Annotated in this window: 12 protein-coding genes; 4 read left to right on the top strand and 8 right to left on the bottom strand. The window is 69.5% G+C overall.

The annotated features are described in order from the left end of the window. Nucleotides 1–20: 20 nt before the first annotated feature. The 3 genes from SACXIDRAFT_RS13405 to SACXIDRAFT_RS13395 form a co-directional block, all read right to left on the bottom strand. Nucleotides 21–1,334, bottom strand: coding sequence for a citrate synthase (locus SACXIDRAFT_RS13405; protein WP_006239105.1), 1,314 nt, complete (start codon nucleotides 1,332–1,334; stop codon nucleotides 21–23). 165 nt (nucleotides 1,335–1,499) lie between these two features. After that, entirely contained in the window at nucleotides 1,500–2,429 is a 930-nt protein-coding gene (locus SACXIDRAFT_RS13400; RefSeq protein WP_040922647.1) for a carbohydrate kinase family protein, read from the bottom strand. Between the two features lie 156 nt (nucleotides 2,430–2,585). Then, nucleotides 2,586–3,173, bottom strand: a complete 588-nt coding sequence (locus tag SACXIDRAFT_RS13395; protein ID WP_006239103.1) for a TetR/AcrR family transcriptional regulator — start codon at nucleotides 3,171–3,173, stop codon at nucleotides 2,586–2,588. Nucleotides 3,174–3,244: 71 nt separating this feature from the next. Here SACXIDRAFT_RS13395 and SACXIDRAFT_RS13390 point away from each other — a divergent pair, with 71 nt between their 5' ends. Beyond that, complete coding sequence (locus SACXIDRAFT_RS13390) at nucleotides 3,245–4,438, top strand: acyl-CoA dehydrogenase family protein (protein ID WP_006239102.1); 1,194 nt, start codon at nucleotides 3,245–3,247, stop codon at nucleotides 4,436–4,438. A 4-nt stretch (nucleotides 4,439–4,442) separates the two neighbouring features. On the opposite strand, the gene SACXIDRAFT_RS13385 is transcribed toward SACXIDRAFT_RS13390, so the two are convergent. The 4 genes from SACXIDRAFT_RS13385 to pdxH all read right to left on the bottom strand — a co-directional run bounded on the left by SACXIDRAFT_RS13385 (nucleotide 4,443) and on the right by pdxH (nucleotide 8,776). Beyond that, nucleotides 4,443–5,654 carry an amidohydrolase gene (locus SACXIDRAFT_RS13385; RefSeq protein WP_006239101.1) on the bottom strand — a complete coding sequence of 404 codons (1,212 nt, stop codon included), beginning with the start codon at nucleotides 5,652–5,654 and terminating at the stop codon, nucleotides 4,443–4,445. Between the two features lie 11 nt (nucleotides 5,655–5,665). Further along, nucleotides 5,666–6,577: an aldose 1-epimerase family protein gene (locus tag SACXIDRAFT_RS13380; RefSeq protein WP_006239100.1), complete on the bottom strand. Its 912-nt coding sequence runs from the start codon at nucleotides 6,575–6,577 to the stop codon at nucleotides 5,666–5,668. A 100-nt stretch (nucleotides 6,578–6,677) separates the two neighbouring features. Then, nucleotides 6,678–7,985, bottom strand: coding sequence for an MFS transporter (locus SACXIDRAFT_RS13375; protein WP_006239099.1), 1,308 nt, complete (start codon nucleotides 7,983–7,985; stop codon nucleotides 6,678–6,680). Nucleotides 7,986–8,059: 74 nt separating this feature from the next. After that, the gene (gene pdxH / locus SACXIDRAFT_RS13370) at nucleotides 8,060–8,776 is read right to left on the bottom strand and encodes a pyridoxamine 5'-phosphate oxidase (protein WP_006239098.1); all 717 of its coding nucleotides are present in this window, start codon (nucleotides 8,774–8,776) and stop codon (nucleotides 8,060–8,062) included. A gap of 269 nt (nucleotides 8,777–9,045) precedes the next feature. On the opposite strand from pdxH, the gene SACXIDRAFT_RS13365 reads away from it, so the two are divergent. Next, a complete protein-coding gene (locus tag SACXIDRAFT_RS13365) occupies nucleotides 9,046–10,224 on the top strand; it encodes a citrate synthase 2 (protein WP_006239097.1) in 1,179 nt (392 codons plus the stop codon). A 4-nt stretch (nucleotides 10,225–10,228) separates the two neighbouring features. On the opposite strand, the gene SACXIDRAFT_RS13360 is transcribed toward SACXIDRAFT_RS13365, so the two are convergent. Further along, nucleotides 10,229–11,932 (bottom strand): SDR family oxidoreductase, encoded by a 1,704-nt coding sequence (locus SACXIDRAFT_RS13360; RefSeq protein WP_006239096.1) that lies wholly within the window; start codon nucleotides 11,930–11,932, stop codon nucleotides 10,229–10,231. Nucleotides 11,933–12,107: 175 nt separating this feature from the next. Here SACXIDRAFT_RS13360 and SACXIDRAFT_RS13355 point away from each other — a divergent pair, with 175 nt between their 5' ends. Next, nucleotides 12,108–13,919: an L-lactate permease gene (locus SACXIDRAFT_RS13355; RefSeq protein ID WP_040922646.1), complete on the top strand. Its 1,812-nt coding sequence runs from the start codon at nucleotides 12,108–12,110 to the stop codon at nucleotides 13,917–13,919. Between the two features lie 5 nt (nucleotides 13,920–13,924). Beyond that, nucleotides 13,925–15,298: a serine hydrolase domain-containing protein gene (locus SACXIDRAFT_RS13350; protein ID WP_006239094.1), complete on the top strand. Its 1,374-nt coding sequence runs from the start codon at nucleotides 13,925–13,927 to the stop codon at nucleotides 15,296–15,298. Nucleotides 15,299–15,309 lie beyond the last annotated feature (11 nt).

The raw sequence follows: 15,309 nt of genomic DNA, 5'->3' as shown, positions 1-15,309 counted from the left end.
TCTTCGCCGTGATACCCGGCTCAGCGCTCCGACAGCGGCTTGTAGTCGCGCTGCTTCTCGCCGGTGTAGATCTGCCGAGGACGGCCGATCTTGGTGGCGGGGTCGGTCATCATCTCGCGCCAGTGCGCGATCCAGCCGGGCAGGCGGCCGAGGGCGAACAGCACGGTGAAGAACTGCGTCGGGAAGCCCATCGCCCGGTAGATCAGACCGGTGTAGAAATCGACGTTCGGGTAGAGCTTGCGCTCGACGAAGTAGTCGTCCGACAGCGCCCGCTCCTCCAGCCGCTTGGCGATGTCGAGCAGCTCGTCACCACCGGCGATCTTGGAGAGGATCTCGTCTGCGGTCTGCTTGATGATCTTCGCGCGCGGGTCGTAGTTCTTGTAGACCCGGTGCCCGAAGCCCATCAGGCGGACACCCTTCTCCTTGTTCTTGACGCGGTTGACGAACGTATCGACGTCGCCACCGTCGGCCTTGATGCCCTCCAGCATCTCCAGCACCGCGCTGTTGGCACCACCGTGCAGCGGGCCGAACAGCGCCATGATGCCAGCCGAGATGCTGGCGAAGAGGTTCGCCTCCGAGGAGCCGACGAGGCGGACGGTGGACGTCGAGCAGTTCTGCTCGTGGTCGGCGTGCAGGATGAAGAGGAGATCGAGCGCCTTCGCCATGGTGGGGTCGATCTCGTACGGCTCGGCAGGCAGCCCGAACGTCAGGCGCAGGAAGTTCTCGACGAGGCCGAGCGAGTTGTCCGGGTAGAGGAACGGCTGGCCGATCGACTTCTTGTAGGCGTAGGCCGCGATGGTGGGCACCTTCGCGAGCAGCCGGATCGTCGAGAGTTCGACGTTGTCGGTGTCGGCGGGGTCGAGCGAGTCCTGGTAGAAGGTGGACAGCGCCGACACCGCGCTCGACAGCACCGGCATCGGGTGCGCGTCGCGCGGAAAGCCGTCGAAGAACCGCTTCAGATCCTCGTGCAACAGCGTGTGCCTGTTGATCTTCGAGGTGAAGTCGTCCAACTGCTGCTTCGTGGGCAGCTCACCGTAGATGAGCAGGTAGGAGACCTCGATGAACGTCGAGTTCTGCGCGAGCTGTTCGATGGGGTAACCGCGGTAGCGCAGGATGCCTTGCTCACCGTCGATGTACGTGATCGCCGAAGACGTGGCGCCGGTGTTGACGAAGCCGGGATCGTAGGTGATGTACCCGGTCTTGGCGAGCAACTTGCCAAGCTCGATCCCTGGCGCGCCCTCCACGGCGCGAACGACGTTCAACTCGTGCTCGCCAGTCGGCAGGCGGAGTTGGACCTTCTCGCCCCCGGTCTGCGCCGCAGTCGCGTCGGACATGCACATGCCTCTCACGGTCACACGGGCCGGCTGTGACCGCAGGTCATGCGGGTCACACACTTCGCACACCGCCCCGCTGGGGTATGAATGCCCTCTAACGCTAGTCCAGAAGAGGCTGGTTACGCAGCCGTGGTGTTACCCACAGCTAACCGAGTGCGACCAGGTTCACACGCACTGCTGCAACTCCCGCTCGGTCGGCGGTTCCGCCCCGCGACGCGACACTGTGACCGCCGCCGCACGGCAGGCGAACGAGAGCAGATCGCGGCACTCGCGCTCGGACAGCGCGGAAACGTCTTTCACCTGGTGACGGACCAGCCACGCCAGCATGGCACCCTGCACCGTGTCGCCCGCGCCGATCGTGTCAACCACCTCGACCGCGATCCCGGGCACGGTGACCTCGGCACCCGAGGACGTGAGGAGAGTTACGCCGTCAGCTCCTTTGGTCAGGACCACCGCACGCGGCCCCGCGTCGAGCCACGAGCGCGCCGAGGTGAGCACGTCGTCGATGTCCGTTGCTCCGGCGAGCCAGCCCGCGTCGTCGAGTGACAGCTTGAGCAGGTGCACCGACGGCAGCCAGGAGGCGAACCGCACCCGGTAGGCGTCGGGATCGGGGATCATGTCGGCGCGGATGTTCGGGTCGAGTGCGGTCAGCACGCCGCGCCCGTGTTCCCTGCGCAGCACCGTCTCGTACACGCGCGCACCCGGTTCGAGCACCATGCCGAGTGTGCCGACCGACAGCGCGGCCGTGTCGTCGGGAAGCGGGCCGGGGTCGGCGACGAGCCGGTCGGCCGTGCCGTCGGTGTAGAAGCTGTAGCGCGCGCTGGAGTCGTCGTCGAGCGTGACGACGGCCAGCGTGGTCGGCTCGGCTCCCCGCTGCACGAGCGACGTGTCCACACCGGACTCTTGGAGCCTGCGGACGAGCGCGTCGCCGAAGGCATCGGTGGACACCCTCGACAGGAACGCCGTTGGAACGCCGAGCCGGGCCGCCGCGATGGCGACGTTGTACGGACCACCTCCGAGCCGAGGGGCCAGCAGGTCACCTTCAGCGCCTGCGGGGACGAGGTCAACGAGTGCTTCACCACCGGACACGATCACGGCTGCCGATGCTAGTGCCCTCACGAGTGCCTCCACCACGTTCTCGGTCGGGAGGGACGGCCCCGGAGCGCACCGTGCTCGGCACGACGGTGGAACGGCCGGTAGCGCGCGGGCTTGCCGTCGTCTCGCTCCTCGGGTGGTTTCCGTTGTCCCTGATCAGCCGGGCAGGCCGCCGCGCAGCCCGTTCAACAGCAGCTCCGCAAGAGCCTCGAACGCCTCGGCGTCCGTAGTGCGGGCTTTCGAGCCGACCACGCCGGACTGGATCGACTCGACGAGGATGCCCGCCATCTCGGCGATCGCGTCCGCGTGGCTGTCGCGGAACACCCCCTGCTCGACGCCGTCGGCGATGAACTGCCTGATGCGCCGCGCCGCCGCCTCTGAGTTGAACGCGTACACCGCGCGAGCGGGTTCGAATGCCGCGACGTCGGCCATGAACGCCGCTGACGCCCTGTCCAGTTCCGCCGAAACGCCCGCCAGGTAGGTGCGCACGGCCGTGGCGGCGTCGTCGAGACCCGCCACCTGCTCCTCGATGCGCTCCGCCGCGCCCTTGAAGAAGTGGGCGACGACCTTGGCCGCGAGTTGTTCCTTGCTCGGCGCCAGCGCGTACAGCGTGGTCTTCGAACACCGCAGCTTGGCCGCGAGGTCGTCCAGGGTGAAGGAGACGAAACCCTCGGCCAGGAACAACTCCTCCAGTTCGGCGAGCAACACACGCTGCCGTCGGGTTCGGGGGCCGCTGGGACGCATGGCGCCATCGTACGTTGTAGTACTCTGGATCGGACTTCAGTACTAATCACAGTACGCTTTCGGAGGCATCGATGCCCACGACGCCCACGACACCCGCAGGGTCCACAAGGCCCACCGGGTCCACCGTGCAGCGCCTGCTCCCTGACACCGAGTCCGAGGACCTGCTGGCACTCGCCCGCGAGATCGCGCGCGACGAGCTGGCGCCGCTGGCCGCCGAGTACGAGGAGAAGGAGACCTTCCCCCGCGAACAGTTCCGCATCCTGGGCAGAGCGGGGCTGCTCGGACTGCCGTACTCGCAGCGGTGGGGTGGCGGCGAGGTGCCGTACGAGGTGTACCTCCAGGTACTCGAGGAGATCGCCAGAGCCTGGATGTCGGTCGGCGTCGGCCTTTCCGTGCACACGATGTCGTGCTACGCGCTCGCCGAGTTCGGCACCGACTCGCAGCGCGACCGCTGGCTGCCCGCGATGCTGGAGGGTGAGTTGCTCGGCGCGTACGCGCTGTCGGAGCCCCACGCCGGGTCGGACGCAGCCGCGCTCTCGACACGGGCGCGTCGCGACGGCGACGCCTACGTCGTCAACGGGGTCAAGGCGTGGACCACGCACGGCGGCCACGCCGACTACTACACGACGATGGTGCGCACGTCCGACGACGGCGGCCGGGGTGTCAGCTGCCTGCTCGTCGATGGCGACACGCCGGGGCTCACGGCAGCGCCGCCGGAGCGGAAGATGGGGCTCACCGGCTCCACCACAGCCCAAATGATCTTCGAGGACGCCCGCGTTGGCGCCGACCGCCTGATCGGCGACGAAGGGCAGGGCCTGAAAATCGCGCTGTCGTCACTCGCCTCCGGCAGGCTCGGCATCGCGGCCTGCTCGGTCGGGCTCGCACAGGCCGCCCTCGACGAGGCCGTCGCCTACGCGAAGCAGCGCACCCAATTCGGCAAGCCGATCATCGACTTCCAGGGGCTCGAATTCCTGCTCGCCGACATGGCCGCAGCCGTGGACTCCGCGCGGGCTACGTACCTCGACGCCGCGCGCCGCCGCGACAGGGGAATGCCGTTCACCCGGCAGTCGTCGGTGGCGAAACTCGTCGCCACCGACGCCGCCATGAAGGTGACCACCGACGCCGTCCAGGTGCTCGGCGGCGCCGGGTACACGCGCGACTTCCCCGTCGAGCGCTACCTGCGCGAGGCGAAGGTGCCCCAGATCTTCGAGGGCACCAACCAGATCCAGCGCATGGTGATAGCACGGGAACTGCGCAAGGCGTGAGCGCTCACTCGCGATAGCGGCGGTCGGCGACCACACCCTCGCCTGCCGCCTCGTCGTAGTGGTACACCTCGCGGCCCCGCACGAACACGCGCAGGGCGCGGTTCATCACGTCGAGCGGGTCGCCCGACCAGATCGCGACATCGGCGTCGAGGCCGGGCTTGAGTGCGCCGACGCGGTCGTCGAGACCGAGGATCCTGGCCGGGTTGACCGTCAGCGCCCGCAGGGCCGTCTCCGGGTCGAGCCCGTCCTTGACGGCGAGTGCGGCCTGGTAGACGAGGAAGTTGATCGGGACGACCGGGTGGTCCGTGGTGATCGCCAGCTGCACACCGGCGCGGGCGAGGATGCCTGCCGACCGCAGCGTACGGTGGCGCAGCTCGACCTTGCTCCGGCTGGTGAACAGCGGCCCGAGGATCACCGGGACGTTCCGCTCCGCGAGGAAGTCGGCGATGAGGTAGCCCTCGGTGCCGTGGTTCACGACGAGCTTGTAGCCGAACTCCTCGGCGATCCGCACCGCCGTCACGATGTCGTCGGCGCGGTGCGTGTGCTGGTCCCAGTACAGCTCGCCGTCGAGGACGCGCGTCAACGTCTCCAACGTCAGGTCCACCTCGAACGGCTTGCCCTCGGCTGCGGCGGCGTCGCGCTGGGCCGCGTAGTTACGGGCCTTGGTGAACGCCTCCCGCAGCACCGCGGCGACACCGAGCCGGGTGGATGGCGTCTTGTCCTTGTCACCGTAGACGCGCTTGGGGTTCTCCCCGAGCGCGCTCTTCACGCTGACGTGCTCGGCGAACACCATGTCGAGCACCGTGCGGCCCCAGGTCTTCACGCCCACCGTCTGGCCGCCGATGGGGTTGCCGGAGCCAGGCTTGATCACCACGCTGGTGACACCGCCCGAGAGCGCGTCGTCGAACCCCACCTCGTAGGGGTCGATGCCGTCGAGAGCCCTGAAACGGGCGCCGTTCGGGTCGGTCATCTCGTTGGTGTCGTTGCCCGACCAGCCCTCGCCGTCCTCGTGGACACCGAGGTGGGCGTGCGCGTCGATGAAGCCGGGCAGGACCCAGGAGCCGGAGGCATCGACGAGTTCCGCCCCGTCCGGCACATCGACCTCGGCCTGCGTGCCGACAGCGAGGATCTTGCCGTTCTCCAGGAGTACCGTGCCGCCGTCGATGGGCTGCCCCTCGACGGGGACAACGTAGCCACCAATGATCGCAGTCGTCATGGTTCGCAACGCTAACGAATGTGGACGGCGATGCCCCACGAGGCACGCCAGGAAGCCCCGGGTTCGAGATCGATGAGGTCGGTTCCCGAGTTCAGCGCGTCGGCGGGACACGTCATCGGCTCGATCGCGATCGCCCTTCCCCGCCCCGGATAGTCGGACGGCGTGAACACCTGCACCCAGCCGAAGTCGGTGTCGGTCCACAGGTCGAGCGTGGTGTCGTGGTGGGACAGCAGGTGGTGGTACCTGCCGTCGTCGTAGGGCACGAGCCCGCCGAACGCCGTGTCGAGGTCGAGGCCGCCCACGATGCGACCGCCCCGCAGGTCGTGGTCGGTGCCCTCGACGTCGGTCTCCTCACCGAAGGGCAACTGCTCGTCGGCGACGTGGGGGCGCACGCGCGACGCCGCGAGCGTCAGCGTGAGGTCGTCGGTGGGCACATCGCCGATCCGCAGGTAGGGGTGCGTGCCAACTCCGAAGCCGACCGGCTTGTCCCCCTCGTTGCGTACCTCGTGTGTGACGGTGAGCCCGCGAGGGGCGAGTTCGTAGGTGATCTCCGCGTGCAGCGGGACCGGCCATCCCGCCTCCGCCCCGACCTCCACGGCGAGCCGGATGAACCACTCACCGTGTTCCAGCAGCTCCCATTCCTTGCGGCGAACGAGACCGTGGATGGCGTTACCCCTCGCCTCCTCGGTGACCTCCAGTTCCTGCGGCTCGCCCTCGTAGGTCCAGCGCGCGCCCTTGGTGCGGTTGGGCCACGGCAGCAACACCTGGCCCGCCGCCTTCGGTGGCGCCTCCTCCGCGTCGAACGTCTCAAGGTAAGGAACTTTGTTGATCTCGAAAGCCCGCAGTCCGGCGCCGATCTCGGTGACGACGGCGCGAGCGCCGCCCCTCGTCAGCTCGAACTGTTCCCCCGTCGGATTCGCCATGCCGCAGACGATACCGATGACACGAGACGCTGCGTGCCGTGTCCGCACCTCACGCACGGGTGTTGGCACTTGCGGTACCGGTGTTCGCAGATCGGGGGCGTCAGGGGCGGGGTTCGGCTCCCGTCCGGGCTCGGTAGTGCCAGAACGTGGGCAGCAGGAGCACGGCCACCACGACGCCGACGATCACCAACGCTCCTCCGCCCGCCGTCGCCGCGGCGGTTCCCACTCCGGCGGCAGCCCACCCGTGCGTCAGGTCGGCCAGCCTCGGCCCGCCCGCGACCACCACGGTGAAGACGCCCTGCATCCGCCCCCGCATCTCGTCCGTCGCGGCCGTCTGGAGGATCGCCTGCCGGTAGATGGCGCTGGCCATGTCGGCGGCCCCGCCTATCGCGAGGAACACCACCGCGAGCCACAGTGACTGCGCGAGCCCGAATCCCACCATGGCGGCGCCCCACACCGCGATCGCCGCCACGACGGCCACACCGTGTCTGCTGATCCGATGCGCCCACCCTGACATCAGCCCCAGCAGGAGCGCACCGAGCGGGATTCCCGCGAACAGCCAGCCGAGCGCCGTCCCACCGCCGGGCGGGTCGCCGAAGGTCCGCTCAGCCAGCTCGGGGAAGAGCGCCCGTGGCATGCCAGCGACCATCGCGATGACATCCACGACGAACGAGGCGAGCAGCACCTTCTGCGTCGTCAGGTAACGGAATCCCACGACGACGTCACGCAGCCCTGCCGTCCGGATCTTGCCGGAGAGCGGCGGCAGGGACGGCAGCCGCCAGATCGCCCACAACACGGCGAAGAGCGCGGCCGTGTCCACGAGGTACAGGGTCGAAAGCCCCATGACCGGCAGCAACGCGCCTGCGGCCATCGGCCCGAACACCGCGCCGAAGGTCATCACGGTGCTGGTCAGCGCGGCGGCGGACGACAGCAGATGCTCGGGCACGAGACGCGCGACAACGGCCTGCCGCGTCGGCATGCTCACGGCGAAGAACGCCTGGTTGACGCTCAACAGCACGAGCACGACCCACACCGAGTCGAGCCCGGCGAACGCCTGCGCCCACAGCAGCAGTGCGGTGACGGCGATACCGACGTTGGTGACGAGCAGCAGCGAACGCCGGTCCACCGTGTCGGCGACGGCCCCGCCCCACAGCCCGAACACCAGCAGCGGCACGAGCCCGAACAACCCGGTGAGGCCGACATATGCCGAGGAGCCGGTGATGTCGTAGATCTGTTTGGGCACGGCCACGGCCGTCAACTGGCTGCCGAGTGCGGTCACGACCGAGCTGAGCCACAGCCGCCGGAACGCCGGAATCCTCAGTGGCCTCCGGTCGGCGACGACCGCGCCGGCAATCCTGCGGACACGTCCTCGGGGCGCGGGCCGCGCCGGGGATGTCTGTTCGGCCACGGGCGAAGCTTAGCCGAGCTAACGACCTGGTCTCGTCGGCGTCGCCCTACCCGCGACCGGACACTCGCGCGGGCTCAGGGGGCGACGCGGCGAACCCGCCAGCCGTCCTCGGTGCGGACGAAACGCAGCCGGTCGTGGAGCCGGTCCTGCCTGCCCTGCCAGAACTCGACCACCTCGGGCCGGATACGCCAGCCACCCCAGTGTGGCGGCACCGGAATCCGCTCGACGTCGTGGAACCGGCGCTCGATGGCCCTCAACGCGGTGTCGAGGTCACGCCTGCCATCGACGACCTGCGACTGCGGCGACGCCCACGCACCGAGCTGCGAACCGCGCGGCCTCGTCGCCCAGTACTCCGCCGTCTCCGCGGGGCCCACCTTCTCCACCTCGCCCCGGACGTGCACCTGCCGGTGCAGCGGGTACCAGGGGAATGTGGCGGACGCATACCGCGTCACCGTGAGGTCGTGGCTCTTCGCGGAGGTGTAGTTGGTGTAGAAAACGATGCCGCGCGCGTCGAGCCCCTTGCACAGCACCGTGCGTGAGGAGGGGAGGCCGTCGGCGTCGGCCGTGGCCAGCACCATGGCGTTGGGCTCGGGAAGGCCGTGTGCGAGCGCCTCGTCGAGCCAGCGCTGAAGCTGCTCGGTCCAGGTCGGCGCGAGATCCGACTCGTCGAGAGAGCCGCCGTTGTAGGCGACCCGCATGGCGGGTAGTCGCACAGCGACATCGACGAGGCCGTCGGCAGCGTTGACATCCGTGTCACGCACGTTCTCAGCGCCGTTCCCGACTTCGGTCATCGCAACCTCCCGCACCTACCTGATCTCCCCGGCTTGTGGCCGACGGTAAATGGTCTCACAGGGACGCGAAAGTGCGTGAATGGTGACTGGGCCCACTCAGCGAGGAGAAGCGAATTCTGAATCGTTCTCGGAATCGTGACCGAAACCACCGTCGTTTTGATTGCTACCTCTCAGTAACACGGGCAAAGTCACTTGCCTACGCGCGACGAGGCGTGTGAAGCGTGACCTCCCGCGCCAGTGAAGACCGACTCGCACGAAAGGTCCACGCCATGACATCCACCTCGACGAGCGGGCAGACGACAGGCGCGGCGGGGGCCGGCGAACCGGACGACGGTTTCCGCCCCGGCCTCGAAGGCGTTGTCGCGTTCCGCACCGAGATCGCCGAACCCGACCGAGACGGAGGAGCGCTGCGTTATCGCGGCGTTGACATCGAAGAACTGGCGGGCGCGGTCGGCTTCGGCGACGTCTGGGGGTTGCTTGTCGATGGCCATTTCGAAACCGGGCCGACCGCCGACGAACCGTTTCCCATTCCCGTCCGCAGCGGCGACGTACGCGCTGACGTCCAGTCGGCGCTGCCCGCGCTCGCCCCGCGATGGGGTCTCGGCCCGCTGCTCGACATCTCCGATGCCGACGCCCGCGAGCAGGTCGCGCGCGTGTCCGCCACCGCTCTATCGTTCATCGCGCAGTCGGCGCGCGGCAGCCTCCGCCCCGACCTTCCCGCCGTGCCGGAGTCCCGCGTCGCGGAGGCCGAAGGCACCACAGAACGATTCCTGGTCCGCTGGCGAGGCGAGCCCGACCCCGCTCACGTGAAGGCGCTCGACGCCTACTGGGTCTCGGCCGCGGAGCACGGGCTCAACGCGTCCACCTTCACCGCGCGGGTGATCGCCTCGACGGGAGCCGACGTCGCCGCGGCGTTCTCCGGCGCCATCGGAGCCATGTCGGGCCCGCTGCACGGTGGCGCGCCTGCGCGGGTGCTTCCGATGATCGAGGAGGTCGAACGCACCGGCGACGCGCGCGCCGTCGTGAAGAGCATCCTCGACAAGAAGGAACGGCTGATGGGCTTCGGGCACCGTGTGTACCGCGCCGAGGACCCGAGGGCGAGGGTGCTGCGGCGCACCTGCCGGGAATTGAACGCGAAGCGGTACGAGGTGGCGGCCCAGCTCGAACAGGCCGCGCTCGCGGAGCTGCGCGAACGGCGGCCGGACAGGGCCATCGAGACCAACGTCGAGTTCTGGGCCGCGGTGATCCTCGATTTCGCCGAGGTGCCCCCCGCCATGATGCCCGCGATGTTCACGGCGGCACGGACAGCGGGCTGGGCCGCCCACATCCTGGAGCAGAAGCGCACGGGCAGGCTTGTGCGGCCCTCGGCGAGCTACGTCGGCCCCGGTCCACGGGCCCCGCGCGAGGTGCGCGGCTGGGATCGGGTGGCAGGAGCCACAGGAGCCTGACGCTTCAGACCCGGCGCAAGGCTGCGCGCACGAGCCCCGGAGCCCAGCGGGCGAGCAGGCGCGCGGCCTTCGCCTCCGCGGTGGGTGTCACCACAGGCAGGTCGTTCTCCACGGCCCGCAGCACATCCTTCGCCACGAGTTCCGGACGGGCGTTGCGCGCGGTGTAGAAGCGCTGGGCACGCTGCCTCCTGCGCTGCTGCTCCGCGTCGTCGGTGCCGGTGAAACGTGTCGAGGCGACGATGTCAGTGGCGACGAATCCGGGACACACGGCGCTGACCCCGACGTCCGACGCGGCGAGTTCAGCTCGCAGCGACTCCGACAGCATCAGCACGGCCGACTTGACGGTGGAGTACGCGGGCAGCATGGGGTTGGGCAGGAACGCCGCCATCGACGCGAGATTGACGAGGTGGCCGCCCTCGCCCCTGGCCACCATGTGCGGCGCGAAGAGCCTGCATCCGTGCAGCACACCCCAGAAGTTCACGTCGAGCAGCCGCCTCCACTCCTCCTCCGTCGTGTCGAGAAGCGGCCCGGCCATCCCGATGCCCGCGTTGTTCACCACCACGTCGGGCACACCGAGGTCGCGGACGACGGCATCGGCGAAGGCCCGCATGGCCTCCCCGTCGGCGACATCGACGTGGTGTGCCGCCACCGTCACCCCTGCCGACCGCACGGTGTGGGCCGTCTCGGCGAGTGACTCGGCATCGACGTCGGCGAGCACGAGATCGGCGCCTTCTCTCGCGAAGGCCAGCGCCGTGGCCTTGCCGATACCCCTCGCCGCACCGGTGACGACCACGAGCCGTCCGTCGAACCTGCCGACGCGCAACGCTGCCCTGCGCGCCCTCCTCAGCGCCCGCGTTTCCGCTCCACCCTCGACGTGCGCGACGAACTCGGCCGTCGCCGAGGCCACCCGTGCCGCATCGGAGCGCACGACCCAGTGGCCGCCGGGGATGCGCCGCACCCTGAGGTTCGGCGCCAGCTCCGCCACCTCCGTCTGCAACGGCACGCCGACGAACGGGTCGTCGCGCGGCGCGAGCACCTGAACCGGAACATCGACGGGGACCGGCCTGCGCCGCTCACCGGCACGGATGTTCGCCCGGTACAGGTTGAGGCCGAAGACGGCGTCGGCCGTCACGGGTGCGTTCTCCGCAGGCTCTCGCCTGCGCAGTACGGCGGAGGCGATGCCCGTGCGCCAGGCCAGTTCCGGCAGCACCGGCATTCGGAAGAACGCGAGGTAGGACGATTTCGCCAGCTGGGCGAGCACCGCACCGAGCGTTCCCGGTCGCCGCAGGCCCGACCGCAGCCAGCGAGCGGCGTGGTCGAGCGAGGGACCGGAGATCGAGGTGAACGACGCGACCCTGCCGGGCAGCCACGGTCCCGCGATCGCGTGCCACGCCTGGATGGAGCCCCAGTCGTGGGCGAGCAGGTGGACAGGACGCCGTGGCGAGGTGGCGTCCACCACCGCCCGTAGATCCTCGGCGAGCCGGTCGAGGCGGTACGCCTCGCGGGCGCGAGGCCGATCGGACTGCCCCGCGCCGCGCACGTCGTACGTGACCACCCGCAGGTCGTCCGGCAGGTGGGCCACGACGCCGTCCCACAGCGTCGCGTTGTCGGGGTATCCGTGCACGCACACCAGCGTCGGAGCGTGTTCGGGACCGCGCACCCGCACCGACAGCCGCACACCGTCGCTGGTCGTCACCGTCGTTCGCATCGGCTCATGCTATGGCGGTCCGTTCGCCACTCGAACTATTGACGAAGATCATGCCCGCTGTAACACTGTGTGATCCCGGTAACACCGCGCGAGAGCGGACGACATATTTCGCTTGGCGGAAGGGCACCTGAACCACCGACGAAGGCGGGGCGGGCAGGACATGGGCGACACGGGCATGGACACAGCCGCGGCCACGGACAACCTGGCAGTGCTGAGTCTGGTCGCGCTGACCCCCATCGCGATCGTCGGCTTCCTCCTCGTCGGCCTTCGCTGGCCTGCCAAGTACGCGATGCCCGTCGGCTTCGCCGTCGTCGTGGGCATCGCCGCGTTCGTGTGGCGTGTCGAGCCGGTCGTCATCGCCGCGTCGAGCATCGAAGGGCTCGTGCTGGCGATCGGGCTGCTCTACATCGTCTTCGGCGCGTTGCTGCTGCTCGGCACGCTGTCCGGAAGCGGCGCGCTCGCCACCATCCGCGCGACCTTCACCGACATCAGTCCCGATCGCCGCGTCCAGGCCGTGATCATCGGCTGGCTGTTCGGCAGCTTCATCGAGGGCGCTTCCGGGTTCGGCACCCCGGCCGCCGTCGTCGCGCCGCTGCTGCTCGCCCTCGGCTTCCCCGCGATGGCCGCCGTGCTCGTCGGGTTGGTCATCCAGAGCACTCCGGTGACGTTCGGCGCCGTCGGCACCCCCATCCTCGTCGGCGTCACCGACGGGCTCGGCGGCAGTCCCGCCGTCGAGGAGCGCGCCTCGGCACTGGGCCTTTCGATGCCCGACTACATCGCGAGCATCGCGCTCGACGCCGCCGTCGTCCACGCCCTGATCGGCACACTCCTGCCGCTCATGCTGGTGTGCCTGCTGACCGGATTCTTCGGGGCGGCCGACAGGCCGAGGGCGGCGAGGTTCGCCGACGGGCTCGGCGTGTGGAAGTTCGCCCTCTTCTCGGCGCTGGCGATGACGGTGCCCTACGTCGTGGTCGCGGCGGTGCTCGGCCCCGAGTTCCCGTCACTGCTCGGCGGTCTCGCCGGGCTGGCCGTCGTGGTCACCGCCGCTCGCAGGGGCCTCTTCCTGCCGAAGCAACCGTGGGACTTCGCTCCTCGGGAGAGCTGGCTGCCGGGCTGGACCGGAACGGTGACCCCGGAGACCGGCGTCGCGGGCCGCCGGATGCACCCGGCACGCGCCTGGGCGCCCTACCTGCTCGTGGCGGCCCTGCTCGTGCTGACGAGGACCGTCACCCCGCTCACCGACTTCCTCACCGGGTTGTCCCTCGACTTCGACGCCATCCTCGGCACCGGCATCGACGAGAGCCTCCAACCGTTCTACCTGCCCGGATTCGTCTTCATCGTGGCGAGTGTGTCCGCCTACGCGCTGCACCGCATGACCCGTGCGCAGATCGCCGCGTCGTGGAAGGTCGCGGGCAGGCAACTCGCGGGCACCGCCGTGGCCCTGTTGTTCGCGCTGCCGCTCGTGCGGGTGTTCATCAACTCCGGCGACAACTCCAGCGGATTCGAGAGCATGCCGCTGACCCTCGCCGACGGCGCGGCCTCGGCCGTCGGCGACGCCTGGCCGGTGCTGACACCGTGGATCGGCGCGCTCGGTGCCTTCGTCGCGGGGAGCAACACCGTGAGCAACCTGATGTTCTCGTTGTTCCAGTTCTCCACCGCCGAGCAGATCGGCGTGACACCGGAGCGCATCGTGGCAGGACAGGCCGTCGGGGGCGCCGCAGGCAACATGATCACGGTCCACAACGTCGTCGCGGCGTCGGCCACCGTCGGCCTGCTGGGCAGGGAAGGCGAGACCATTCGCAAAACGATCATCCCAATGATCTACTACTGCCTTTTCGCCGGAGCCCTCACCTTCGTGTTCACGAACGGGCTCGGCCTCAACCTCGGCACCGTGCTGCTCACCCTGCTGCTCGCCGCCGTCGGTCTGGTGATCCACCGGTTACGATCCGGGCAGTCGCCCCACACGCGAGACCGCGCGGCAGAATAGCCCGCATGCTGCCAACCACCGAACTCGCTCTGCTCCGCCGCGTGGCCACCGAACAGGTGTCCGGCCGCGCGCCGTCCCTCGTGGCCGCCGTGATCCGCGACGGCGAACTCGTCTGGTCGGCCGCGCGTGGCGAGGTGGGTTCGGCAGCGCCCGACAACCTCACGCAGTACCGCATCGGCTCGATCACCAAGTCACTCGTCGCCGCCGTGGTCATGCGGCTGCGCGACGAGGGGAGGCTGCGCCTTGGCGACCCGATCGACACCCACGTGCCGGGCACCGACTTCGGCGACGTGACCGTGGCCCAACTGCTCGCCCACACCAGCGGGCTCACCTCGGAGTCGCCGGGAGCGTGGTGGGAACGCACACCGGGAGGTACGTGGGCCGAACTGAACGCGAGCCTCGGGCCCGACGAGGTCAAGCACCGTGCGGGACGGCGGTTTCACTACTCCAACGTCGGCTACGGCGTGCTCGGCGAATTGGTCGCCAGACTGCGGGGCACCACGTGGCTCGACGCCGTCCGGCGCGAGATCCTCCAGCCGCTCTCGATGTCCCACACCACGGACCGCCCCGACGGCAGGCATGCGACGGGCTACGCGGTGCACCCCTTCGCCGACGTCGTCCTTCCCGAGCCGGAGCACGACGCGGGAGCCATGGCACCCGCGGGTCAGCTGTGGTCCTGCGTCGAGGACCTCGCGCGCTGGACCGCCTTCGTCGGCGGCGACACCGGAGAGGTCCTGCATTCCGACACGGTGGCGGAGATGCGCGAGGCCGCGGTGATCGACGACAGCGGCGCGTGGACCTCCGGCTACGGGCTCGGTCTCCAGCTCGTCCACGCGAACGGCAAGCGCCTCGCAGGACACACCGGGTCGATGCCGGGCTTCCTCGCCTGCACGATGATCGACCCGGCCACCCGCACCGGCGCCGTCGCGTTCGCCAACACGACATCGGGTGTCGGCATCCTCTCGCTCACGAACGATCTCATCGCGATGGCCGACGACTACGAACCTCCGCTGCCCGCCGAGTGGCGGCCTTCGCCGATCGAGCCCGCGCTGCTCGACCTCACCGGGCTGTGGCACTGGGGTCCCTCGCCGTACCACCTCAGGGTGCTGCCGAACGGCTGGCTCGACCTGAATCCCGCCACGGGCGCAGGCCGAGGGTCTCGATTCCGGCCTCTCGGCGAGGACCGCTGGCTCGGCCTCGACGGCTACTACGCCGGTGAGACACTCACCGTGGTGAGGGCCGCCGACGGCAAGCCGCACCACCTCGACCTCGCCACCTTCGTGTTCACGCGCACGCCCTACGACCCGAGCGCGCCCGTCCCCGGAGGTGTCGATGAGCGCGGATGGCAGCCGAGCGCGCAGGCCCCGTCCGAGGGGTGAGACGGGCCATT

Source organism: Saccharomonospora xinjiangensis XJ-54 (assembly GCF_000258175.1).
Lineage (GTDB): Bacteria > Actinomycetota > Actinomycetes > Mycobacteriales > Pseudonocardiaceae > Saccharomonospora > Saccharomonospora xinjiangensis.
The sequence above is the reverse complement of the archived record's forward strand: the minus strand, read 5'-3'. Positions and strand labels throughout refer to the sequence as shown.